Origin of the sequence: Brumimicrobium salinarum (genome assembly GCF_002844555.1) — a bacterium.
In the GTDB taxonomy this organism is placed as follows: Bacteria; Bacteroidota; Bacteroidia; order Flavobacteriales_D; family Crocinitomicaceae; genus Brumimicrobium; species Brumimicrobium salinarum.
This window is the reverse complement of sequence record NZ_PJNI01000005.1, coordinates 71,276-95,919: the sequence shown is the minus strand read 5'-3', so window position 1 is coordinate 95,919 and position 24,644 is coordinate 71,276. Positions and strand designations below refer to the sequence as shown.

At 34.9% G+C, this 24,644-nt stretch carries 19 protein-coding genes and 1 pseudogene; 15 read left to right on the top strand and 5 right to left on the bottom strand.

The features are described 5' to 3' along the window. Window positions 1–127 precede the first annotated feature (127 nt). The 13 genes and pseudogenes from atpD to CW751_RS05980 all read left to right on the top strand — a co-directional run bounded on the left by atpD (window position 128) and on the right by CW751_RS05980 (window position 18,076). Window positions 128–1,630 (top strand): F0F1 ATP synthase subunit beta, encoded by a 1,503-nt coding sequence (gene atpD / locus CW751_RS06040; protein ID WP_101334103.1) that lies wholly within the window; start codon window positions 128–130, stop codon window positions 1,628–1,630. A gap of 11 nt (window positions 1,631–1,641) precedes the next feature. Next, entirely contained in the window at window positions 1,642–1,932 is a 291-nt protein-coding gene (locus CW751_RS06035; RefSeq protein WP_101334102.1) for a F0F1 ATP synthase subunit epsilon, read from the top strand. 131 nt (window positions 1,933–2,063) lie between these two features. Beyond that, a pseudogene (locus tag CW751_RS06030) lies at window positions 2,064–2,806 on the top strand (isoprenyl transferase). 1 nt (window position 2,807) lies between these two features. Next, on the top strand, window positions 2,808–5,315 hold the full coding sequence (gene bamA / locus CW751_RS06025; RefSeq protein ID WP_101334101.1) for an outer membrane protein assembly factor BamA: 2,508 nt from the start codon (window positions 2,808–2,810) through the stop codon (window positions 5,313–5,315). A gap of 68 nt (window positions 5,316–5,383) precedes the next feature. Beyond that, a complete protein-coding gene (locus CW751_RS06020) occupies window positions 5,384–5,902 on the top strand; it encodes an OmpH family outer membrane protein (protein WP_101334100.1) in 519 nt (172 codons plus the stop codon). 35 nt (window positions 5,903–5,937) lie between these two features. Next, window positions 5,938–6,468, top strand: a complete 531-nt coding sequence (locus CW751_RS06015) for an OmpH family outer membrane protein (RefSeq protein WP_101334099.1) — start codon at window positions 5,938–5,940, stop codon at window positions 6,466–6,468. A 63-nt stretch (window positions 6,469–6,531) separates the two neighbouring features. Further along, a complete protein-coding gene (gene murI, locus CW751_RS06010) occupies window positions 6,532–7,353 on the top strand; it encodes a glutamate racemase (protein WP_101334098.1) in 822 nt (273 codons plus the stop codon). Window positions 7,354–7,355: 2 nt separating this feature from the next. Next, window positions 7,356–7,880, top strand: coding sequence for a gamma carbonic anhydrase family protein (locus CW751_RS06005; protein ID WP_101334097.1), 525 nt, complete (start codon window positions 7,356–7,358; stop codon window positions 7,878–7,880). Window positions 7,881–8,066: 186 nt separating this feature from the next. After that, window positions 8,067–11,837 (top strand): carboxypeptidase regulatory-like domain-containing protein, encoded by a 3,771-nt coding sequence (locus CW751_RS06000; RefSeq protein ID WP_101334096.1) that lies wholly within the window; start codon window positions 8,067–8,069, stop codon window positions 11,835–11,837. Between the two features lie 20 nt (window positions 11,838–11,857). Then, on the top strand, window positions 11,858–16,045 hold the full coding sequence (locus CW751_RS05995) for a T9SS type A sorting domain-containing protein (RefSeq protein ID WP_101334095.1): 4,188 nt from the start codon (window positions 11,858–11,860) through the stop codon (window positions 16,043–16,045). A 27-nt stretch (window positions 16,046–16,072) separates the two neighbouring features. Then, on the top strand, window positions 16,073–17,137 hold the full coding sequence (locus tag CW751_RS05990; RefSeq protein ID WP_101334094.1) for a PorV/PorQ family protein: 1,065 nt from the start codon (window positions 16,073–16,075) through the stop codon (window positions 17,135–17,137). A gap of 76 nt (window positions 17,138–17,213) precedes the next feature. Then, complete coding sequence (gene greA, locus CW751_RS05985; protein WP_101334093.1) at window positions 17,214–17,690, top strand: transcription elongation factor GreA; 477 nt, start codon at window positions 17,214–17,216, stop codon at window positions 17,688–17,690. Then, entirely contained in the window at window positions 17,687–18,076 is a 390-nt protein-coding gene (locus tag CW751_RS05980) for an HIT family protein (RefSeq protein WP_101334092.1), read from the top strand. The genes greA and CW751_RS05980 overlap by 4 nt, the downstream gene beginning before the upstream one ends. 12 nt (window positions 18,077–18,088) lie before the next feature. Here the strand turns inward: CW751_RS05980 and ruvC are convergent, their stop codons facing one another. Next, window positions 18,089–18,655, bottom strand: a complete 567-nt coding sequence (gene ruvC, locus CW751_RS05975; RefSeq protein ID WP_101334091.1) for a crossover junction endodeoxyribonuclease RuvC — start codon at window positions 18,653–18,655, stop codon at window positions 18,089–18,091. 8 nt (window positions 18,656–18,663) lie between these two features. On the opposite strand from ruvC, the gene CW751_RS05970 reads away from it, so the two are divergent. Both CW751_RS05970 and CW751_RS05965 read left to right on the top strand, forming a co-directional pair. Next, window positions 18,664–19,626, top strand: coding sequence for a lysylphosphatidylglycerol synthase domain-containing protein (locus CW751_RS05970; protein ID WP_101334090.1), 963 nt, complete (start codon window positions 18,664–18,666; stop codon window positions 19,624–19,626). A gap of 97 nt (window positions 19,627–19,723) precedes the next feature. Next, window positions 19,724–20,701 carry a glycosyltransferase gene (locus tag CW751_RS05965; protein ID WP_165779230.1) on the top strand — a complete coding sequence of 326 codons (978 nt, stop codon included), beginning with the start codon at window positions 19,724–19,726 and terminating at the stop codon, window positions 20,699–20,701. Here CW751_RS05965 and CW751_RS05960 read toward each other — a convergent pair. From CW751_RS05960 to CW751_RS05945, 4 genes are read right to left on the bottom strand one after another with little or no spacing between them, the layout of a single operon-like run. After that, window positions 20,698–21,912, bottom strand: coding sequence for a hypothetical protein (locus CW751_RS05960; protein WP_101334088.1), 1,215 nt, complete (start codon window positions 21,910–21,912; stop codon window positions 20,698–20,700). The genes CW751_RS05965 and CW751_RS05960 overlap by 4 nt on opposite strands. A 6-nt stretch (window positions 21,913–21,918) precedes the next feature. Beyond that, complete coding sequence (locus tag CW751_RS05955) at window positions 21,919–22,701, bottom strand: ABC transporter permease (RefSeq protein ID WP_101334087.1); 783 nt, start codon at window positions 22,699–22,701, stop codon at window positions 21,919–21,921. Next, a complete protein-coding gene (locus tag CW751_RS05950; protein ID WP_101334086.1) occupies window positions 22,694–23,401 on the bottom strand; it encodes an ABC transporter ATP-binding protein in 708 nt (235 codons plus the stop codon). Before CW751_RS05950 ends, CW751_RS05955 begins: the two co-directional genes overlap by 8 nt. After that, a complete protein-coding gene (locus tag CW751_RS05945) occupies window positions 23,398–24,642 on the bottom strand; it encodes a nitrous oxide reductase family maturation protein NosD (RefSeq protein WP_101334085.1) in 1,245 nt (414 codons plus the stop codon). Before CW751_RS05945 ends, CW751_RS05950 begins: the two co-directional genes overlap by 4 nt. Window positions 24,643–24,644: the final 2 nt, after the last annotated feature.

The following is a 24,644-nucleotide window of genomic DNA, read 5'->3' as shown; positions in this document are numbered from 1 at the left end:
TTATAAGGAATGAAAAAACTAATTAACAATAAAAACAGTATTGTTGAAAAAATACAGTTATTATATTCTTGATAAGAAATAAATACGCTATATTTGCGCCAAAATTGAACATTTAAAAGACAGGACAATGTCGGAAATCAAAGGAGAAATTTTACAGGTTATTGGGCCTGTAGTTGATGTAAGCTTCGAAAAAGGTGTCGAGCTACCAAATATATACGATGCGTTGTATGTGCCAAGAGAGGATGGTTCTAAAGTGGTTTTAGAAGTTCAGTCTCATGTTGGTGAGAGCGCTGTAAGAACCGTATCGATGGATACGACGGATGGTTTTACGAGAGGTATGGATGTGGTTGCTACAGGTGCAGCTATCCAAATGCCAATTGGAGATCAGGTTAAAGGTCGTTTGTTTAACGTTGTTGGAGAAGCGATTGATGGTATTAAGGAGACAGATAGAACGGAAGGGATGTCGATCCATAGAGAGGCTCCGAAGTTCGAAGACTTATCAACTTCTTCTGAAGTGCTTTTCACAGGGATTAAAGTTATTGATTTAGTTGAGCCATACTCAAAAGGAGGTAAAATTGGATTATTCGGTGGTGCTGGAGTTGGTAAAACCGTTTTGATTCAAGAGTTGATTAATAACATTGCTAAAGCTTATGAAGGGCTTTCTGTTTTTGCAGGGGTAGGTGAGCGTACCCGTGAAGGGAATGACTTGTTGCGTGAGATGCTAGAGTCTGGTATTATTCGTTACGGTGAAGATTTCATGAAGTCTATGGAAGCTGGTAAGTGGGATTTGTCAAAAGTTGATCCTAAAGAGTTAGAAGAATCAAAAGCTGCTTTCGTTTACGGACAAATGAATGAGCCTCCAGGAGCGCGTGCTCGTGTTGCACTTTCAGGTTTGACGCTTGCAGAGTACTTTAGAGATGGTGACGGTGAAGGATCAGGAAGAGATATCTTGTTCTTCGTTGATAATATTTTTAGGTTTACACAAGCAGGTTCAGAGGTTTCAGCATTGCTTGGGCGTATGCCTTCTGCGGTTGGTTATCAGCCAACTTTAGCGACAGAAATGGGGGCGATGCAAGAGCGTATTGCTTCAACAAAAAACGGTTCGATTACTTCAGTGCAAGCAGTATATGTTCCAGCGGATGATTTAACTGACCCCGCGCCAGCAAATACGTTTGCTCACTTAGATGCTAAAACGGTATTGTCAAGAAAGATTGCCGAGCAAGGTATTTACCCTGCAGTTGACCCATTGGATTCAACATCTCGAATTCTTTCTGCATCAATTTTAGGTGATGACCACTATAATTGCGCGCGAAGAGTACAGTCCACTTTGCAACGTTATAAAGAATTGCAAGATATTATTGCAATTTTAGGTATGGATGAGCTTTCTGAAGAAGATAAGTTAGTCGTTCACCGAGCACGCCGTGTTCAGCGTTTCTTGTCTCAGCCTTTCCATGTTGCTGAACAGTTTACCGGTTTGAAAGGTGTGTTAGTAGATATTCAAGATACTATCAAAGGATTTAACATGATACTTGATGGTGAGCTTGATCAATATCCAGAAGCAGCCTTTAACTTAAAAGGAGATATAAACGATGTGATTGAAGCAGGTGAGAAAATGCTTGCTGAAGTTTAATTTTTGATAAGATGAATTTAGAAATAATTACTCCAGAAAAGAAAATGTTTGAAGGAGAAGTCGATGCAGTTCGATTTCCAGGTATCGATGGATCATTTCAAGTCTTGAAAGGTCACGCTCCTATCATTTCAGCACTTACTGAAGGAAAGGTAAAGGTTGATCTGAAAAACGATGACAGAGATTATGATGAGTTTTCAGGTTCTTTTGAAACAGATTCAACTAGCTCTAGAGTCATTCGTTTGGCAATAAAAGGCGGAGTAATGGAAATGCAAAATGATAAAATAATTGTTCTTGCAGACTAAGTAAATAATATTTTTCGAAAAAGGGAGTTGTAATAACAATTCCCTTTTTCTGTTAAACAAGGTTAAGTAAGTTTAACTTTATGATGTAAAATTCTAATTGTTATTGTAAATTCGTCGACTAAGTAAAAAAAATGAGTCTAGTAGATCAAATAAATCGCAGTAAATGCCCCGAACACATCGCTATCATAATGGATGGTAACGGCCGTTGGGCACAACAACATGGCGAGGTGCGTTTATTTGGGCATTCCTCAGGAGTCGAGGCAGTGCGTGAAGTACTTAAAGCTTGTGTGGATTTGGGGGTGCGTTACCTAACCCTGTATGCTTTTTCAACTGAGAATTGGAACAGACCGAAAGAAGAAGTTGACGGACTGATGAATCTAATGGTTGAAACGATAGCAAATGAAGTTTCAGAATTAAATGATAATAATATTCGGCTTAGAAGTATAGGTGATAGTTCAAGACTCCCAGTCGATTGTAATATAGAGCTAAATAAGGCGAAGGAGGAGACAAAAGAAAATGACGCTTTAGATTTGATTTTGGCTTTGAATTACAGTGCAAGATGGGAAATAACTAACGCAACAAAAAAATAGCAAGCCTAGTTAAGAATAAGGAACTTGAAATTGATGAAATCAACGAAGAATTATTAAGCCAACAAATGTGCTTGAATGATCTGCCAGATCCAGAATTGCTAATTCGAACATCTGGTGAATGTAGGTTAAGTAATTTTATGCTGTGGCAAATTGCCTACTCAGAACTGTATTTCACCAATAAATTATGGCCAGATTTCAAAAAAGAAGACTTGCACGAAGCTATTATTGATTATCAAAATAGAGAAAGACGTTTCGGTCAAGTATCTGAACAATTGAAAAGTTAGTATGAAACATTACACGATTTTATTTCTAATGATTTGTTTTTCCCATCTTTTGTTTGGGCAAAAAATAGATTATGAAAACCCAAAAACCTATGAAATTGGACCAATAACGGTAAATGGTGTAGATAACTTTGATCATCAGGCAATTAAACTTATATCTGGACTGAAACAAGGGAGTAAGGTTAAAATTCCAGGAGAAGAAATTACTAAAGCAATCAATAACCTGTGGGATGAAGGATTGTTTTCTGATGTTCAAATTCAATTGGAAAAAGTATTAGGTGATGTTGCATATCTGGCTATTAACTTAAAGCCTCGACCGAAACTTTCACGGTTCAAATTTATAGGAGCAAAGAAAAAAGAGGCTGATAAAATTAGGGAAGAAATAAATTTGTTTTCGGGTAAAAATATTACTGAAAACTTAATATTTAATACACGGGCAAAAGTTATTGGTTTTTATCGTGAGAAAGGCTTTTATAATGTAAAAGTTAACATTGATCGCGTAAATGATTCTTTAATGAATAACTCAGAAATATTCATTATTAATATTGATAGAGGAAAATCGGTTAGAATTGCAGAAATTAATTTCTATGGCGCCGAGTCTATAAAAGATGGTAAGCTGCGTCGTAAAATGAAAGACACTAAACAAAAAGCTTTTTGGAGATTCTTTAAGCGTTCTAAGTTTACAGAGTCAGCTTATGCGCGTGATAAAAAGTTAATGCTACAAGAATTTAAAGAAATTGGTTTGCGAGATGCTACAATCATCAAGGATTCCGTCTATGCCAGAGATGAGAAAAATTTGATTGTAGATATTTATATTGATGAAGGTGAAAAATATTATTTTGGGGATATTTCATGGGTGGGAAATGCTAAATATTCCTCTGGATTTTTAGATACTGTGTTGGGGATAAAACATGGTGATTTATATAATCAAACCTTATTAGAGACACGACTTTTCCAAAGTATGGACGGTAGAGATATCACGTCTTTATATATGGATAAAGGTCATCTTTTTTTCCAAGCAACTCCTGTAGAGGTTAGTGTGAACGACCATCATATTGATTATGAGATAAGATTGATTGAAGGGAAAGAAGCTAGAATTAAAGATATTATTATTAAGGGTAACTATAAAACAAATGATTATGTTATTCGTAGAGAAATTAGAACTAAACCAGGTGATCTCTTTAATCGAAATGATATAATTAGAACCCAAAGAGAGCTCGCGCAATTAGGATATTTTGACGAACAAGCATTTGAAATTAACCCTTTGCCAAATCCAGCGGATGGAACAGTAGATATTGAATACGTTGTAACGGAAAAATCATCTGATCAAATTGAATTATCTGGAGGATATGGTGCAGGTCGAATAATTGGAACTTTAGGATTGACTTTTAATAACTTCTCTATTCAGAATATGTTTAATAAAGAAGCTTGGCAACCCTTACCAACTGGAGATGGTCAAACTTTTTCTGTTCGTGCACAAACCAACGGAAAGTTTTATCAAGCATATAATCTTTCTTTTACAGAACCATGGTTAGGTGGGAAAAAACCAAACGCATTTTCTGTTTGGATGAATCATTCTAAATACGGAAGTGGTTTCGATACTGGGAATGAAAACTATTATAATGTGTCAATAACTGGAGCAGGAGTTGGTTTGCAAAGAAGAAAAAAAATTCCTGATGACTATTTTAGTGCTTATTATGAATTGTCATATAGTTATTATGATATTACAAACTATTCTTCTTTTGCATTTGATAATGGATATTCGAATGATATTGCTTTAAAATATGTTTTGGCTAGAAACTCTGTTGATGCACCAATTTACCCAACAAGTGGATCACGTATTTCTTTTACAGCAAAAGGTACCTTGCCTTACTCACAATTTGACAATAGAACCGATTATAGTGGTTTAACAGATCAAGAACGATTTAAATATGCAGAATATTATAAGTTGAAATTAACTGGTGAATGGTATCTACCTTTAACGCCAGATAAAAAGTTGATTTTAACGCCTAAAATAGGTTTTGGATTCATGGGAAGTTATTCTTCAGATAAAGGACTCTCACCTTTTGAACGATTTTATTTAGGAGGAAATGCATTAACGGGTGTTCAACGTTTGGATGGTCGTGAGTTAATTTCTTTAAGAGGTTATGAGGAACAAGAAATTTCCTCTAGAACGGGAGATCCTATTATCACCAGGTATAGTCTAGAATTACGCTATCCGATTTCGCTAAACCCTTCCGCTACTTTCTTCGTTCTTGCATTTGCTGAAGCTGGAAACACATACACAGGATTTGATAACTTTAACCCATTCAATGTAAAACGTAGTCTTGGAGGTGGAGTTAGAATCTATTTACCAATGTTTGGTTTGTTAGGGTTTGACTATGGTTGGGGCTTTGATCCTTTAGATCCTCATAGTAAAGGTGCAGGCAGTGGAAATGATATTTCACGTATGGGAGGTAAACCAATAGGAGCTTTCCAGTTTATAATAGGTGCAAATCTTGGTGATTTATAATAATTTGAATGAAATGTCGTTTTCTTTTTCTGGGTAGAAATATTGAAGCATAACTAAAAATAAAAGAAATGAGAAATTTAATTTTAATGGTTTTAATTTTGTTTGGTACGACTTTTGTCTCAACTGCTCAAAAATATGCTTATATAGATTCTGATTACATTCTAGAAAGTATGCCAACATATAATGATGCGAAAGAAGAATTAGATAAATATGCAACACGGTGGCAAAAAGAAATCGATAATTTATATAAGCAAATAAAAAAACGAAAAGATGAATTTCTAAGGGTTGAAGCAATACTCCCCGAGGAAGAAAGAGAGAAAAGAAAAGAAGAAATTGAAACCATGGAGTCTGAAGCGCTTGAAATGCAGCAAGTAAGATTTGGAGTTAGTGGGGATTTGTTTGCTAAAAGAAGAGAGTTAATCGAGCCGATTCAAGATGAAGTCTTTGAAGCTTTAGAAAAAGTGGCCAGTAAACGAAATTTTGCATTTGTTTTTGACAAAGCCAATCAATCAAATCTTATATTTGCTGATCCTAAATACGATATCAGTAAAATGGTACTTAGAGAAATGGGAATTAATGCCCGATAAATTAAATTGTTTAATAAAAAAGAAAAAATAAAACCATGAAAAAATTAATGTTAATATTTTTAATCGCAGTTACTACTTTTGGAACTGTAAAGGCACAATCTTCAGTTGCACATGTTAATACACAAAAGGTGTTAGATACAATGCCTTCTCGTAAAAGTGCTATGAAAGAATTGGAAAGTTTTGAGAAAAGAGCTGTTAAAGAATTACAAGAAACGCAACAAAAGCTACAAGCCGATTACGGGAAATTGCAACAAGAGCAAAAAACGATGAGTCCAACAGCGTTTAAGTTTGAAGAGGAGCGTTTAATGAAAAAGTCTCAAGAATTTCAAACTCGTCAACAAGAGTTAGATCAACAAATTCAAATTTTATCTCAAGAATTGAATGCACCAATTTTAGAGCTTGTTCAAAAGGCTGTTAAAAAGGTGTGCGAAGATCAGAAAATTGATTACGTGATCGACGAATCGTCACTACTCTATAGTGGAGGTAAAGATATTACCCAAGCAGTTATCGTGAAAGTATTAGAAATGGAAAAAAATGCCGCCACCAAAGAAGCAGAAAATAACTAAGATAGGTTTTACATTATTTAAAAGGCTGTTATGATTCTATAACAGCTTTTTTTATATTTGAATATGAATAAATACGCACCTATAGGTTTTTTTGATTCTGGTTTTGGCGGCTTAACAGTACTGAAAGAAGTACGTAGTTTGCTTCCTGACTACGATTATCTGTACTTAGGTGATAACGATAGAGCGCCCTATGGAAATAAATCTTCTAAAGAAGTTTATGAATATACTTGGGAGTGTGTTCAAAATCTTTTTAAAAAAGGCTGTGACCTTGTTATATTGGCTTGCAATACTGCATCAGCTAAAGCACTCCGGAAAATTCAACAAAATGATTTAAAGAATTTTCCTGGAAAAAGAGTTTTGGGAGTAATTCGACCGAGCGCAGAGATCGTTGGAGATTACAGCATAACCAAAAAGCTTATTATTTTAGGTACGCAAGGCACAATTGATTCATCAACCTACCTAGAAGAGTTTGCGCATATTAGTCCAGAAATCGATGTTTGGCAACAAGCCTGTCCTGAATGGGTTCCATTAATAGAAGCTCAAAAATATTCAACCGAAGAAGGAAAGCAACAGATTGTCAAAGATGTAGAGAGGGCTTTAAAAAGTTTGCCATCAGGAGATGTTATTCTTTTAGGTTGCACTCACTATCCCATTATTCAAGATATAATTGAAGAACAAGTGCCTACTAATGTGAAAGTTATTAGTCAGGGAAGTATAGTTGCCATATCCCTTATGTCTTATTTAGAGAGACATGGATGGATGAAAACAAAACTCTCCAAAGGTTCAACAATTGAATACTTAACAACAGGGGAAAAAGATCAGTTTGAAACGCATGCTTCAATGATTCTCGAAGAGAAGATCAAAGCAAAAAATATTATACTTTAAATATGGCCTTAATTAAATCATGTCGTGGGAAATCTCCAGATTTTGGAGAGAGTTGTTGGTTTGCTGAAAATGCAACGATTGTGGGTGATGTAAAAATGGGAAATCATTGTTCGGTTTGGTTTTCTGCAGTTGTCAGAGGTGATGTCAACTCCATTACTTTAGGCAATTATTGTAACGTTCAAGACGGTGCTGTAATTCACTGCACTTATGAGAAAACAAAAGCTACTATTGGAGACAATGTTTCTATTGGACACAATGCTATAGTGCACGGTTGTACTATTGAAAGTAATGTTTTAGTGGGGATGGGAGCCATTGTTATGGATAGTGTCTTGGTAAAATCTAACGTTTTGATTGCCGCTGGATCTGTTGTTTTAGAAAATACTGTATTAGAATCAAACAGCATATATGCGGGTGTCCCTGCTAGGAAAGTAAAAGCCTTATCAGACAAACAGTTTAATGCAGAAGTTAAAAGAATTGCTAAAAATTACACAGTGTATTCAGGGTGGTTTGCAAACGAGAATGAATAGACTTGTATATTTTAAATTATATTTTCTGATTTAACATAAATTATATATCTCAACTAGTATTACATTTGTTAATCATGAATGTGTATAGATTAAATATATTTTTTACAGCTTGTTAATTTTTCTAAATGAATTTTTTCTATATTTACACTTTTTGAATAAATAAGTAAGAATAAATAAATATAACTTATGATACGAAAACTCTACTTTTTGTTTTTAAGCATCACGTTATCAGTAGCCACCGTATACGGACAGGCAGGTAATGGTACAATTAAAGGGTCTGTAATAGATGGAGAGACCGAAGAACCAATTCCGTTTGCCAAAGTGGTCTTGTACCAAGGAGGTATAATTAAAGGGGGGACTGAAACTGATTTTGATGGGAAGTTTGAATTCCCTTCTATTACATCAGGTACGTATGATGTTGAATTTCGTTCGCAGGAATACCAAGCGATGAAAATTGAAAACGTTGCGGTGTCTGCGGAAAGAATTACCTTCTTAGATAAAACTAAGATGACAAAGCCGGAAGATGTTCAACAAATGGAAGAGGTGAGAATTGTTGCTTATAAAGTCCCTTTGATTAATAAAGATGGTGGAGCGCAAGGTCAAACTGTAACGCGAGAAGATATTTCAAAACTTCCTGTTCGTTCTGCTTCTGGAGTTGCAGCTACTGTAGGAGGTGTAAATGAATCTGAAGGATCTGGAGAAATTAGTGTAAGAGGATCTCGTGAAGGTGCTTCTTATTACTATATTGATGGTATTAAAGTTAGAGGTTCGTCTAATCTACCAAAGTCCGCACTTGAGGAGGTGCAGGTTATTACAGGTGGTGTTCCTGCAAACTATGGTGATGCAACAGGAGGTATCATTTCTGTTACAACTAGAGGTCCTTCCGCACGTTACTTTGGTAGTGCAGAAGCAGTGACTTCTGGCTTTTATTTTCACGGTGAAGATGAATTAGGTTACGATAGTAAGGTTATTGGATTAGACCAATTTGGATATAATTTAGTAGAAGGAATGATTTCAGGTCCGCTATTGATGAGAAAAGATTCGACAGGGAAAAAAACAGAGCCGCTTTTAGGTTTCTTGCTTTCTGCCTCTTTCAATGATCGAGCTGATTATCGTCCTTTTGCGGGTGGTTCATGGAGAATTAAGAAAGAAGCACGTCAAGAGTTGATCGATAACCCTTTACGTCCGTCATCAGATGGGGAAGGATATTTCGCAAATTCAAACTTCTTGCGTGAAAGTGATTTTGAAAAAACGGATTACCGCATGAATTCACGAAGAACAACATTAACAGCATCAGGAAAGATTGATGTAAACACGGGACCAACAGTAAACCTTTCTTTTGGAGGTTCTATGAATTACAGTGGAGGGAAATTATATAATTATAGAAATTCATTGTACAACTTTGAAAATTACGGTAATAGAAATATTTTAGATTGGAGAGTCTATGGGCGTTTTAGACAAAGCTTCAGAAATGATACCGAAGGTTCGAGTTCTAAAGTAAAAAGCTTTTACTATAACTTAATGGTGGATTACTCTAAATCAAATGAAAAATTTTTCGATGAAGAGCATGAATACAACATTTTCAATTATGGACACGTTGGTTATTTTAACACGACAAGAAGAAGAACGTATGGATTTAATGGTGCTAATGACAGTTTAATCCATAATGGTTTTGAATCAGTAGTGGTTGACTTTACACCATCTGATATTAATCCAACTTTATCTGCCATTACCTCTCAATATTATGAATTAGCAAACGGACCAACAGGAAATTATCAAAACCTTGACCAGATTAACAAAAACGGAGCGTTAAGAAACGGAGATCGCCCTGCAAACGTCTATGGAGTTTGGGAAAGTTTAGGTACGCCTTATGAAAGATATTTTAAATCAGAAGAAGAACAATTGCGTATTACTGGATCTGCCTCTATTGTAATTGGTGGTCACAACATTTCTTTGGGAGTAGAGTATGAGCAAAGATGGGACCGTGGATGGGGTGCTGGAAACTTCTTTACAAATTCTGGTGAAGGACCGGTTGGTATTTGGACAATTGCAAGACAATACATGAATTACCATATTCAAGAATTAGATGTTAATTCACCGACTTATGATTTTTATGGTACCTACCCACGTGTGACTTATGATCGATTGAATACTGGATATGCTGCAAATGCAGGGAATGGTCAGTATGGTGGAGCGGCTAATAACGACGAACAATACTTCTTTGATTACAACTTCAGAAAAGCGCTTGGATTAGATCCAGCTGGAAATGACTTTGTTGATATCGACGAGTATGATCCAAATATGTTTAATTTGGGTATGTTTTCACCAGATGAATTATTTAATCAAGGACAAAGTTACATTTCATACTATGGTTATGACCATACAGGTGAAAGAGTGAACGGAACTACAGATATTAATTCTTATTTTAATGATACTGATGAAAATGGAAATTATGAACGTTTTGTAGGCGCTTTCCAACCAACTTATGTTTCTGGTTATATTATGGATAAATTTTCATTTGATGATATCGTTTTTAACGTTGGTTTGCGTGTTGATGTATTTGATGCGAATCAACCAAAGTTAAAAGATCCTTATTTGTTTTTTAATGCTCGTTCAGCTGCGGAAGCACGTTCTTTAAAAGAACAAGATCCAAATACTTATGATTGGGTTAATATTCCTCAAAGTATTGGAGATGATTATGTAGTGTATGTTAATAATGTTGACAATCCAACTCAGATAAATGGATTTAGAAATGGTGAAAACTGGTTTGATGCTAACGGTACAGTTACACAAGATCCATCGACATTACAAGGTAGTGCTGGTATTGCTCCATGGTTGTTAAATCCTGGTCAAAGTACTCCAACTGCTGATGCGTTTGAGGATTACAAAGTTGCAATAAATGTTATGCCTCGAATTGCATTCTCATTCCCTATTTCTGATGAAGCTAGTTTCTTTGCTAATTATGACATCTTAACTAGAAGACCTAGTACAGGTTTGAGATTTGATCCAATAGATTATCAATTTATTACTGCACGATCTAATACAACAATTAATAATGCTAATCTGAGACCTGAAAAGACAATTGATTATTCTTTTGGTTTCCAACAAGTATTAACAAGAACTTCTTCTTTAAAGTTGAGTGCTTTCTATCGTGAGCAAAGAGATCAGGTTCAAATTCGAAATGTTTTTGAAGCTTATCCTGCGACTTATAAAACTTATGGTAACAGAGATTTTGGTACTGTAAAAGGATTGACAGTTGAGTATGATTTGAGAAGAACGGGTAACATCAGAATTACTGCGAATTATACCCTGCAATTTGCTGAAGGAACAGGGTCGGATGCAAATTCTGCTTTGTCATTTGTAAACTCAAATCAACCTGATTTAAGAACAGTTTATCCGTTCTCATACGATCAAAGACATGCATTCGCATTTACTATTGATTACAGATATGGATCTGGAAAAGACTACAATGGTCCTGTTATTAAGGATGTTAAATTGTTAGAGAATACAGGTGTAAACATTATTACTTTGGTAAATTCAGGTACTCCTTATTCTCGTCAAAAGAATATTACTCCTGCGGCAATCAACTCAGGTACTCCACAGTTAACTGGTGGTTTAAACGGGTCGCGTAAACCATGGACTTATAGTTTAGACTTTCAAGTTGACCGTTCTTTTGATTTAGAGTTCGGAAAAGAAAACGAAAAGAAAAAACGTGCTTATCTAAATGTTTATTTAAGAGTTACCAACCTTTTAAATCAATTTAACGTTATCAATGTATACCGTGCAACAGGAGTTGCTGATGACGATGGTTACTTGGCTGCTGCAGAATGGCAAAACACCATTCAAAGTAAGTTAGATGAACAATCTTACAGAGATTTATACCGAATGGCAATGAATAATCCATTTAACATAAGTCGTCCAAGAACAATTAGACTAGGTGTAAAATTTGACTTTTAATAGATATAAATTCAGTAGTTATGAAAATATTTTTAATAATTTTAATTCTCTTAACCTCTATATATGAGGTTAACGCAATGCAAGATCCAACTGCAAAGCAAAAGACAAATACTAAACCCACCGGACAGAGTGATAACTATTTGAAAGCAAATTGTCCGCCTTCAGATGCAAAACTCTTTATGGATTTCAACGACGTAAGAGCTTTAGTTGAGGCTGGAGGTTCGTTATGGCAGAATCGTCAAAATTCATCCGCTTCTTATGAAGTTCCTGTTGGTGGTGGTAACCATGTGATTTACTCCGGTTCTATTTGGATGGGGGGTAATGACGTGAATGGTCAGCTTAAACTTGCTGCTGTTAAATTTAGACAACAAGGAAACGATTTTTGGACAGGTCCACTTTCTCAAACTGTAGGGACAGGAACTTATGATCCTTCTCAACCAGTTGGAGATGATGCAACTCGTGATTTCGGTGCAGCAACAATCGACCCAGATGTTTGTCTAGAGTATGACAAATTCTTCCCAATGTCAAAAGCAGATGTAATTAATTATACACTTGCATTTGAATGTGATTTAAATCCGGATTGTGATGAGGATTTTCCAATTAGTAATGCAGCTATTCAAAGAATTAATACATGGCCTGCACATGGTGATGTGTCTAGAGGTCAAGATTATTATTTAGCTCCATTTTACGATTATCCATCTCAGAATGGTGCAGGAGATGGAGTTTATGATCCTTCTCAAGGTGATATTCCTTGGTTTGATGATATTTTAGGTCGTGATGATGTTAAATGTGGATTTGATAGACGTGTAACTTTGTTTGGTGATAAAACCAACTGGTGGGTATTTAATGATAAAGGAAATATTCATACGGAAACTGGTGCAGACCCAATTGGTATGGAAATTCGCGCACAAGCATTTTCTTTTGCAACAAATGATGAAGTAAACAGAATGACATTCTACAACTATGAAATGATAAATCGTAGTACACAGACATTATATGATACATACTTTACGCAGTATGTGGATTCTGATGTTGGTTTTTCTGAAGATGATTACGTTGGTTGTGATGTTTCTAGAGGTTTAGGTTTTGCATACAATGGACCAAATAATGATCCTGGGCAAAGTGGTTCGCCTGGTTACGGTGATAATCCTCCTGCAGTTGGGGTTGACTTTTTTGAAGGTCCCTATCAAGATGCGGATAATTTAGATAACGTAGGTCCACGCTTAGAATTAGTTAATGATACTTTACAATATGTTGTTCCTACTGTTAACGAAGCAATCGCTGGAAAAGGAATTGTTTATGAAGGTATTGGAATTGGATATAGTGATGGAATTATTGATAACGAAAGATTCGGTATGCGTAGGTTTAACTATTATAACCGAGAAGATCTTGGAACACCTGCTACAATTGACCCTTCTTCTCCAAGTGGTTTTTATAATTACATGACAGGATATTGGTTAGATAACTCTCAAATTATTTATGGAGGTACTGGTTATGCAGGAAGTAATGGTGGAACTAATCAGCCTGCTGATTATACTTATCCTGGAGATTCTGATCCTTATAACTTTGGTACTGACGGTGTTGATATGGGTTGGGATTGGACAGAAACTAATATTGATGGTAATAATAACTCTAACACAGCAAGTGATAGACGTTTCTTACAATCAGCTGGTCCGTTTACCTTAACGCCTGGTGCAATAAACAACTTGACTGTTGGTGTTGTATATGGTCGTGCGTTTGAAGGTGATGCTTCTGCTTCTATTAATGTATTAAAAGCAAACGATACCAAAGCACAAGCTTTGTTTGATAACTGTTTTGAAATTATGGATCCTCCTACAGCTCCTGTTTTAGAGATTGTAGAGTTAGAAAATGAATTAGTTTTAATGTTAGATAATCCATTTGGAAATAACGTTGATGAATCATTTGCTGAAGAAGATAACGTGAATATTCCAGACCCTATTGATGGTTCACAAATTGATAAAGTATATACTTTCGAAGGATATCAAATTTATCAGATGAAAGACGAAGAAGCTGGTGTGAGTGAAATTGGAAACCAAGACAAAGCAAGATTAGTAGCTCAATGTGATATTAAAAACGATATTTCTAGAATTATAAACTTTGAATTTAATGAGGCACTTGGTTTTGCATCGCCCGTTAAAAAAGTTGACGGAGAAAATCGTGGAATACGTCACTCTTTTAAAATTACCGAGGATGCGTTTAGTAATGGAGCATTGGTTAATCACAAAACATATTATTACATTGCAATTGCTTATGCACACAATGAATATGCTGAGTATGATCCAACTGATCCTGATAAGTTAGACGGTCAAAAAACTCCTTATTTAAGTTCACGTTTAGCTGCTGATGGTTCTGCCATAAAAGCTGTTGCTGGAATACCTCATTCTCCAAAGCCGCGTTTTGACGGAACAATTGTTAATTTGCCTTATGGATCTTCTCCTCAGATTACCACGTTAGACGGTAGAGGGAATGGAAATAATGTTGTTGAATTGACGCAACAAAGCGAAAACTTTATTGTTAAAAACGGTTCAATTGATACGCCTACCTATCAAAAAGGGTTTGGGCCAATTGATGTCAAAGTTGTTGATCCATTAAACTTAGTTGACGGTTATTTCCTTCTTTCTTTTGATAATTACTCAAATATTGATACTGCAAGTTGGACTTTAAATCGTTACGATTCAAAAGGTGGTCAGTTATTAGGTTCCGTAACATCTAAACGAACTATAAATAACAATAATGAACAACTTATTCCAGAATGGGGTATATCTGTAAACATTTTTAGAGATCCATATCCATGTATTACTGGAGATGGTTGTGCACCAAACGCTAGATACGCTGAGCCGATAGAGTCAACTATTGAATTTGCAGATAGTTCAAAAATATGGTTATCTGGTGTTGAAGACGTTGATTCATATACACCTGAAAACTGGATAGCTGCAGGAACTGATGATCCGTCAGATTGTGATCCTGCTGCTGGAGTATATAATCCATGTTGTTACAAAGACTTGTCCGCTTTAGATCCGGATAAACGATTTAATTCTCTTATTGAAGGTACTGTTTCTTTAGCACAATTGGCTCGAGTAAATGATTGTGGTTATTCACCTATTACCGCTCCAGGATATGCGGGTATGACGACAAATTCATTCTCTTCATTACAAGCTAATAAAATGTCTTCTATTAATCAAACAAGTGTTGATATTATAGTTACTAATGATAAATCTAAATGGACTCGTTGTCCTGTAATAGAATTAGGTATTGATCCAAACCTTAACGTTTTAGGTGGTAAGCCTGGATTGTTAAGACAAAGTCCTTCTATCGATAAAAATGGAAACCAATTAGGAGATCCTGGTTATGTTGCCAATGAGGCTAATCCATCAGGTGCTACACCGACTGGAATGGGTTGGTTCCCAGGGTACGCAATTGATGTTGAAACTGGAAGAAGATTGAATATGGCTTATGGTGAAAATTCTTTCTTAGTTGGTGAAAATGGTGCAGACATGGTTTGGAATCCTACTGAAAACATTTCTAGTGCTACTAATAATCCGCTATTAGGTGGGCAACATGTAGTTTATGTTTATGGTAACATTGATGATGATATTCCAAATTATGATGAAGGTGAATATGTTCATAACCTTTTATCGCAAGAAAAATCATCAGAATTCAGAGAAGCATACGGTGGTTTATCATGGGTGTTAAATCCTTTATTGAACGAAGGTTCTACGTTACTAGAAACTGATGTACGAATTCGATTACGTATTAATCAAGCTTATGAAGACCATGTACAAACTGGTGCATTCGGAGGGAAACCAACTTATGAGTGGTCAATGGATGGTTTCAGAACTGTAAAAGATGATGCTGAAACACTTTCTGAAGTACTTGATATGATCAATGTTGTACCAAATCCTTATTATTCTTATTCAGAATATGAAAGATCAAAATTAGATACACGTGTAAAGATTACCAATCTTCCAGAAAGATGTAAAGTAAGAATCTACAATACATCAGGTAAATTAATTCGATCTTTCGATAAAGATAGTCCTATTACTTCTATTGATTGGGACTTGAAGAACGGAGAGAATATTCCAGTTGCTGGTGGCGTTTATTTAATTCACGTTGATGTAGAAGGAATAGGTCAAAGAGTTGTTAAATTCTTTGGAGGACTTCGTCAACCAGATTTAGAAAATTTATAATTAAGGACACTAAAACTTTAGCATAACATGAATATTTTTAAAACTATAATAAACGGCGCGCTAATCATTAGTACTTTCTCAATTGGTTTTGAGTCAATAGCCGGAAATGAAGATCGAATTGGGTCTGCAGGAGGAAGTGAGATGCTCGTGAACCCATGGGCAAGATCTAGCGCTTTTGGTAGTGCTGGTGTAGCATCAACTAATGGTTTAGAAGCACAGTTCAGTAATATCGCTGGATTGGCTTTTACTGATCAAACTCAAATAAAATTCAATTACACAAATTGGTTGGGTGATGCAAATATTTCTCTTAACTCTGCTGGTATTGCTCAAAGAGTAGGAGACCAAACTGTAATTGCTTTATCGCTTCAAGCTTTTGGATACGGTGATATTGATATCACAACAGTTGATTTACCTGAAGGAGGGATAGGACAATTCTCTCCCCGTAAAAACATTATCAATTTAGGGTTCGCAAGAGAATTTTCAAATTCAATTTACGCTGGATTAAATGTTAAGATAATCAACGAAAATATTGCCAACCTCAAAGCTTCTGGGGTTGCTTTTGATGCCGGTATTAGATATGTAACTGGTGAACAAGATCACATTAAATTCGGTATAACCTTGAAGAATGTTGGAACACCAATGAAGTTTGAAGGTGATGGACTTTCGCAAGAAATATTCTATCAAGGAACTGGAGGTAATGCAACTATGGTTCAACGAGGAGCTTCATTCGAATTGCCTTCATTACTTGCGTTAGGTTTTGCTTATGATTTTATCTTTGATGAAAATAATAAGCTAACTGCTGCAGCAGCCTTTCATGCAAACTCGTTTACAAATGATCAATTCAATATAGGTCTTGATTATGGTATGGCTTTTGAAAAGGCGGCTGTTAACGTTAGAGCAGGTTTCGTTGGTGAAAAAGCTATCTTTGATAGAGAAGAGTCTACAACTAGTTTAACGGGTTTAACTGCTGGTGTATCTGTTGATGCGCTTTTAGGAGAAAAGAAAATACCTTTAGGTTTCGAATACGGAATGCGTTTATCTAATCCTTTCGGTGTGATAAATACTTTTGGAGTAACCCTTAGTTTGAAATAATATCTTTTTTATTATATTTGTTAAAGCGAGAGAGCCGATATGGCTCTCTTGTTTTTTTATTTACACAATATAAGTTATGTCAAAAATTAATTATTATACAGAAGAAGGACTTAAAAAGTTAAAAGCAGAGCTTCATGAAATGGAGACTGTTCAGCGTCCTAAGATTTCTGCTCAAATAGGAGAAGCTATTGATAAAGGTGATTTATCAGAGAATGCAGAATACGATGCAGCGAAAGAAGCTCAAGGTATTTTGGAAATGAAGATTTCTAAATTAAAAACTGTTTTATCTAATGCGCGTTTAATAGATGAATCTGAATTAGATACTTCTAGGGCATTGATTCTTTCAAATGTTAGAATTAAAAACCTTAAAAACAATGCAGAGGTAACTTATACCTTGGTTGCAGAAAATGAAGCTGATCTAAAACAGAAAAAGATATCTGTTGAATCTCCTATTGGAAAAGGATTGTTAGGGAAGTCTGTTGGAGATGTTGCCGACGTTGAAACACCAAGTGGTGTAATTCAATTTGAAATTTTAGAAATTACAAGGTCATGAGTACAATTTTCACAAAGATTATTAATGGAGAAATTCCAAGTTATAAAGTTGCAGAAAATGATGATTTCTTAGCTTTTTTGGATATTCAACCGATTGTAAAAGGACATCTTTTGGTGATTCCTAAAAAAGAGACAGATTACATTTTTGATATCGAAGAAAAGGAATTAGGTGAAATGATGAGTTTCGCTAAATCTGTTGCTAAAAAAATGGATAAGGTTTTTGATTGCGAACGCATAGGTATGACTGTAATAGGATTGGAAGTTCCACATGCTCATATTCATTTGATGCCAATAAATGGTATTGCCGATATGGATTTTAACAAAGAGAAACTTGAGTTATCCAAAGAAGAAATGCAAGCTATTGCTAAATCAATTCAAGAAGCGTAAGCAAAAGATACTTTACTTTTTTGAATTTTTATTTCTGTTAGGATTTTGATTAACGAAGGCTTTCCAATTGGAGGCCTTTGTTTTATTATGTTCACCTCGTCCTTTTGAGTAATAATGACAAACCGCTGCCGCTAGTCCATCCGTTGCATCTAGGTTCTTAGGAATTTCCTTCAAATTAAACAGACTTTGTAACATTCCAGCTACTTGTTCTTTACTTGCTGATCCTTTACCTGTAATGGCTTGTTTAATTCGACGTGGAGCATATTCCTCGAAAGGAATGTTTCTGTTAAGTGATGCCGCTATACAAACGCCTTGTGCTCTTCCCAATTTCAACATGGATTGTACGTTCTTTCCAAAGAAAGGTGCTTCAATCGCCATTTCATCAGGCTTGTATTCTTGTATGATGGCGTCAACTCGTTCAAAAATGCGTTTTAATTTATCGGGATGTGTGGCTAATTTTGATAAATGGATAACACCAAAATTTATCAAATGCATTTGCTTACCTTTGATGTGTATAATTCCGTATCCCATGATGGTGGTACCAGGATCAATTCCAAGAATTATTTTATCTTCAACCATTATTTGTTTTGAGCAATTTTAAAAACATAAAGGTACGAAAGTCTTTGGTGTGGTTTCTAAAACTCACCTTGTTTCTTGGTTTATGTATTATTTTTATTCAACAACTTCTTTCCGTTGATTGGAACGCTATTCAATCTGCTCAAATCAAAAATCCCTTATTCTTTCTGTTTTGTGTGTTGCTTCTTCCTTTAAATTGGGGATTAGAAATGCTAAAATGGAAGTCTATACTTAGGATAACGTCCAGCAATTACAATTTGTCTAGTCTTTTTAAGTCTTTACTTTCTGGCATAAGCACAGGCTTAATTACACCAAATAGAATTGGAAACTTCATTGGTCGCTCCTTATTTTTTAAGGGTAAACAAAGAGCCAATTTAATCTTGGGAACTTTATACGGTAATTTTGCTCAGTTTTTGTCAACCCTTATCTTTGGCTGTATTGGAATCCTGCTAATCGGAAATGAAATAGCTTCATTGTCTAATTCTAATTCTAATTCTAATTCTATTTCCATTACATTCATCTTTCTATTTACTCTTTGTCTTCTCTTTTATTTTTTAGTTCCCTTTTTCCCAATACAAAAAGTTCGATTCTTTAATGCTAAACAGAATATCCTTGTTCAATTTCAAGACTTATGTAAAGGGATAACTTTTCCTCTTTTATTTTTAAGCTTAGTTCGATTCCTTGTGTTTGTGAGTCAATATGCATTGATTTTAATCGCTTTTGGTGTAGATTTAAGCTTTTCTTTGATCTCAGGAATCTTCCTTGTTTATTTATTGAGCACCTTAACGCCTTCTATTTTCTTTAGTAAAATCATTGTAAGAGAAAGCGCTGCAATTTTTGTTTTAAGTCATTTTGTAGATCAAACAATTATCATTGTTTTTTCTTCTTTACTGCTGTGGATTATCAATTTGGGGATTCCTTCTTTGCTGGGCATGGTTTATTTGTTTAGACATAAATCGCTCGCCAATGCTTAATTTATACCTTTTGTTTCTGTTGGCTTTTTTTCTTTTGATGATTATGTTGAAACTTTTTGACATTTACAGAAAGAAAATATCTTTACAAAACGTGAATTTGAAGGAACTAACTCTGCTTGTTCCTTTTAGAGATGAAGAAAAGAATTTACCACAATTATTAGAATCATTATACAATCAAACCGTTCAGCCGGAATACCTCATTTTTGTAAATGACCATTCTTCTGATTATTCTGTTTCAATTATTCAGGCTTATCAGAGTAAATTGTCAAATATAAAGTTGCTTCATTTATCAGAAGATAAAACAGGAAAGAAGTCGGCATTAAAGAAAGGGATAGCTGAACTTGAAACGCGATATGTACTTACATTGGATGCAGATGTAAAATTGTCTTCAAACTATTTTGAGACCTTAGCTTATTTATCTTCTAATACAATTATTGGGCTTCCTGTAATCATGGAATCCTGCAATGGTTTTGGTCAAATTATTAAGGCAGAACATCTTTTCTTTAATGCTTTTAATTACTTAATTTCTGCTGTTTGGCCCATTTCTTTAAGTGGCGCCAACTTATTAATTGATACTTCCCAAATTGATTATAATGCGCAGTTAAAAGAACACGAACACATTGCTTCTGGAGATGATTACTTTTTACTTCAACATGCCCGAAAAAAAGGAATTCCTATTGCGATAAATAATGATTTTAATTTATCAGCAACTACCGAATCACCGCGAGATCTTTCTTCTTATTTGCAGCAAAGAATCCGTTGGTTAAGCAAAGGTAAATTGAAAGTGAATTGGACAGATTTAGTCATTGGAGCTTTTATACCTGTGTATTTCTTTGGTGGAATTATTGTGCTGATTTATGAAGTTATTCAATTAAATTGGATTGGTGTTTTGACTGTTTTGGTCTTGCGATTTTTATTAGATGCTTTTGTATTGATAAATTATGCACAAACCTTAAGACAAACGAAAATTGTATTCATTTTGCCTTTGTTTCAGATTGTTTATCCTTTCTTGTTTTTGATGGTGCTTATTGGTTCAATATTCTACAAACCTACTTGGAAGAAGCGTCGCATTTAAGAAGACCGGTTTTTTCTTTTTCTCTGACTAATTAAAATTGCTGTGATTCCAATAAATAACAAAAGACTTGCTACAAAGAGTAACCAATGATAATAGGGGAGGGTAGGGAAGTTGAGAATGATTTCAGCAGGTTTGTAAAAGATGATAAATTCAGTAAGAATGAATCCGAAAATGTAAAATCTTATGCTGGCGGCATTCAATTGTATAAGTGAAGACGTGTTGAGTAAAGCCAATAATCCCATCGTGACAACCCCCAAGAAAACCCAATGTAAAAAACCTATGGTTAAAAATGTATTGTTACTCACAAGTGCGGCCGTATAAGGGAATGAACCTAAGAATTGCATCAGCATTTTAATGAAAAGTAAAAGGAACATCCATCGTAATAACTGCCAAGGAATCTTACCAAAAATATTTCCTATTTTTCTGTATTTGCTTCGTACAAATTGAAAGAAATATTTAAATGAAAGAAGCTGTATTAATGCACCAACAATGGATAAACCATAAACGCTAATGTGGGGCTTTGTAAATAAGATCGATAAAAAGAAAGTTAAATTAACTCCAATATGAAAGGTGATTAAAAAGCGTTTAAACAGGGATTGATTTATTTTTAAATCATGATTTTCCAATATTTTTAGAAAGATTCCTAATACACCTAAAACCATCCATGCATTGTATTGGAAGTGGAGATAGAAGTAAATTGATGTTCTGTACCAAACAGATCCTGGTCCCAAAGTTGCCATAACTGCTCCAATTGTCCATGGACCAATACTTGAGATTGCCATGTACATTAAAGCATATTTCACAGTTGTATAGGCAGGAGTTGAACGCTTTTCCTTTGGAATGTATTTGAAAAATGCCCATACATAAAAGTAACTCGCAATTAAGAAAAGCGTTGAGAAAATAATCGAAAACAAGGCGTATCCTGTAAAAGGAAAAGTGACCATCATTCCAAGTACCGTAATTGTGGTGAAAGCAAAAATGTTTCGATATACCTTTTTTGGAATGTGGCTTTTAAGAAAAAAATATCCGATTAAAGTAATGAGTGCGAAATAAACCCAACCCAATAAAGCTACGTGGGAATGGGCATGCACAACATATCGGTATTCAAATTCTATTGATGAAACAGCAAAAAAACGCAGCAATAGTCCTAGTGAGGCTGCCGCTAAGAATAGTATAAGGGCAATTTTTGCATGTTTTTTAAACGGTATCATTGAATTTTAAAAATCTTTTTTCTGTGCTTTTCTTTTAATGTTCCAAACAGGAAGTATTATCCACAAAAGTAACATTCCTAAGGCAGAAAACAGACCAATGCTCGTTCCAAAAAATTGATTAAAGATTGCTCCAGTGTATCCCAGTAAAGCGGAAATGTCTAATTTCAATAGAATTAAAATCCGCGAAAGATCGATTGGATTAAATACTGTAGCAATTAAAGTGAATTTATCTAAAGGATAGGTTTCGAAAATGATTAAAGATAAAAGAAACAATCCATCATAAATTACCGCTAAGAAGAGCCAAAGTAAAATGGCATAGCTAAATCCTTTAATCTTGTTTTCGTTGTATAAAGCAATGTTAAATGCCAATGCTGTGAAAATCATTGTGAGCATGGCGCCTGTGATTAACAACAATGAAAAATCCCAAATGGCGGAAGATTCAAACAAGCCATAAAGAACAAAGGGCAAGCCTAATCCGATGACTAAACTCATCACCAAAGAAAGCGCAACTCCTAAGTATTGACCGATAAATATGGAAGATCGTTTTATGGGTTGTGCAAGCAGTAATTCTGTGAATTCTTTGGAGTTATAATAGTACATGACGCCAAATATTGTCCCGATTAATGGGACGAGAATAATGATTACATTCATTAAGGTAATTACGGCTTTGCTTAAATCATTGTTTAAGAAAAGCAGTACAAATCCAAGAATGAGATAGAACAGTAAATACACATAACTCCATCTACTTCTGATTAAATCGTAAAAGCTGTATTTTAATATTTTAAGCATTGTTCTCTTTTAAAATGTTTGCAATCGCATGTTCTAAATCTACTTCGTTAGTTTTTTCTCTCAATTGTTGAATGCTGCCTTTGAAATAGATTTTCCCTTCTAATAAAAACACAATTTCATCTGCAATTCCTTCAACGAAACTCATGATGTGAGAAGTAACCAAGATGGTTTTTCCTTTGGCTTTTTCTTCTGCGATTAATTCCTTTAAATTCAATAAAGCTACTGGATCTAGTCCAGTTGTAGGTTCATCTAAAATGATAATTTGACTGTCAAACATAAAAGTCAATACGAGATTCACTTTTTGTTTAGTCCCTCCAGATAGATTACTCAATTTTTTATCCAAAAAAGGAGTCAAGCCAAATCGCTGGATCAATGCATTTTCATCGGCTTTTGTATCTCGGAGGTCTTTGATCATTTTAATCAATTCCTTTACGCCTAAGTTGCCCGGGAAATTGGCGATTTGTGGTAAATAATCAATGTTTTTACGGTATAATCCGTTGGAATGTGTCTTTTGACCATCAATGAAAATATCTCCTTTCTCTGGAACAACCATTCCTAAGATAGATTTAATCATTGTTGTTTTTCCTGATCCGTTTGGACCTAGAATGGCAAAAATTCCTTTTTCGGGTATCTCTAAATCTACACCAGTGAGGATTTTATTTTTACCGTATTTCTTATGTAAATTGTCTATTTTAATCATTTCACTTGCTTCATTAAGGGTCGTTCGTCCATTAAATTATCAGGAGTAAACGCCGGTGAGACACTTTCAGAAAAATCAATTATATCCACAAATAAACTACGCATTAGAATAATGGTGTTGGGCGTTCTGTTGACTACATAACTGAATAGTTTGACAGGACGGTAAGGAATATCTCCAAATCCATTATCGTCTAAATCATAGCCTGTGTAACCACTCCAGAAATTTTCGTTGAATGAATTGTTGTTCATTTTACTGTTGTAGCTCACATCGAAGGAATTGTATAGAAAGTTGTTTTGCGTAAATACATTTTCATAACATGCTCCGTTTACTTTTATGGCCCAACCGTTTCTTTTAAAGGTATTGTTTTTGTAATTGATGCGATTTGTTCCTTCTACGTTAATCCCAATGGTATTTTGTTCAAAGGTATTTCCAACGATATCTGCATCATTTATTTCTTTGAGTAATAATCCATAAGATGCCGATCCCCAATTGAACTGAAAATGATTGTCGTGCATCTGAATTTCTTTAGAAAACATCACCGCAACCCCAGCGCCGTTGTTTTCGAATGTGTTGTTTCTGTATTCATCGCGATTAGAAAACATAAAATGTAAGCCGTAGCGCAAATTATCTTTACTTAAATTGTTGGATATAATACAGTCATCTGAAAACTCCAAGTAAATTCCATCGCGAGATTTTACTAGTGTGTTGTGCTCGATGAGAATATGATTTGAATGCCATAAATGAATTGCATTTCCCGAACTGTGTTGATGAACAGCATCTCCGTAAACATTTACATTTCGAATGGTTCCATGTTTAGCTTTGGCAAGCATAATTCCAAAGAAAATGTTGCGCAATTCTATGTTTTGAATCAGGAAGTGTTTTGATCGATCTACACGAATGGCAGAATAATCTGTAACGTGACTCGAACCTACATTTATGATTTTAAATCCGTCGATGGTAACACTATCGGCTAAAACCTGAATAATATCGTCTTTGTCTTCGCCGTCTATGGTTACTTTTTCATTGGTGAAAAGGGTAATTGGTTTATCAATAAGAATCATGTGTTCTTTGTAAACCCCTGCTTTTACCGTCACTTTTTGATGCGGTTTTGCTTGTTTTATTCCTTCTTTAATTGTCTTTATAGGACAAGTTTTGCAAACTTCAATTTGTGAGAAAACTGAAGAGAAGTGAGAAGAGAAAACAAACAAAAGCAATAAAGAATATTGAGCTGCTTTTTGCATTT

Bases quoted from the DNA above. Each gene is read 5' to 3' on its own strand.
- atpD (WP_101334103.1), top strand. From the start codon at position 128: ATGTCGGAAATCAAAGGAGAAATTTTACAGGTTATTGGGCCTGTAGTT.
- CW751_RS06035 (WP_101334102.1), top strand. From the start codon at position 1,642: ATGAATTTAGAAATAATTACTCCAGAAAAGAAAATGTTTGAAGGAGAA.
- bamA (WP_101334101.1), top strand. From the start codon at position 2,808: ATGAAACATTACACGATTTTATTTCTAATGATTTGTTTTTCCCATCTT.
- CW751_RS06020 (WP_101334100.1), top strand. From the start codon at position 5,384: ATGAGAAATTTAATTTTAATGGTTTTAATTTTGTTTGGTACGACTTTT.
- CW751_RS06015 (WP_101334099.1), top strand. From the start codon at position 5,938: ATGAAAAAATTAATGTTAATATTTTTAATCGCAGTTACTACTTTTGGA.
- murI (WP_101334098.1), top strand. From the start codon at position 6,532: ATGAATAAATACGCACCTATAGGTTTTTTTGATTCTGGTTTTGGCGGC.
- CW751_RS06005 (WP_101334097.1), top strand. From the start codon at position 7,356: ATGGCCTTAATTAAATCATGTCGTGGGAAATCTCCAGATTTTGGAGAG.
- CW751_RS06000 (WP_101334096.1), top strand. From the start codon at position 8,067: ATGATACGAAAACTCTACTTTTTGTTTTTAAGCATCACGTTATCAGTA.
- CW751_RS05995 (WP_101334095.1), top strand. From the start codon at position 11,858: ATGAAAATATTTTTAATAATTTTAATTCTCTTAACCTCTATATATGAG.
- CW751_RS05990 (WP_101334094.1), top strand. From the start codon at position 16,073: ATGAATATTTTTAAAACTATAATAAACGGCGCGCTAATCATTAGTACT.
- greA (WP_101334093.1), top strand. From the start codon at position 17,214: ATGTCAAAAATTAATTATTATACAGAAGAAGGACTTAAAAAGTTAAAA.
- CW751_RS05980 (WP_101334092.1), top strand. From the start codon at position 17,687: ATGAGTACAATTTTCACAAAGATTATTAATGGAGAAATTCCAAGTTAT.
- ruvC (WP_101334091.1), bottom strand. From the start codon at position 18,655: ATGGTTGAAGATAAAATAATTCTTGGAATTGATCCTGGTACCACCATC.
- CW751_RS05960 (WP_101334088.1), bottom strand. From the start codon at position 21,912: ATGATACCGTTTAAAAAACATGCAAAAATTGCCCTTATACTATTCTTA.
- CW751_RS05955 (WP_101334087.1), bottom strand. From the start codon at position 22,701: ATGCTTAAAATATTAAAATACAGCTTTTACGATTTAATCAGAAGTAGA.
- CW751_RS05950 (WP_101334086.1), bottom strand. From the start codon at position 23,401: ATGATTAAAATAGACAATTTACATAAGAAATACGGTAAAAATAAAATC.
- CW751_RS05945 (WP_101334085.1), bottom strand. From the start codon at position 24,642: ATGCAAAAAGCAGCTCAATATTCTTTATTGCTTTTGTTTGTTTTCTCT.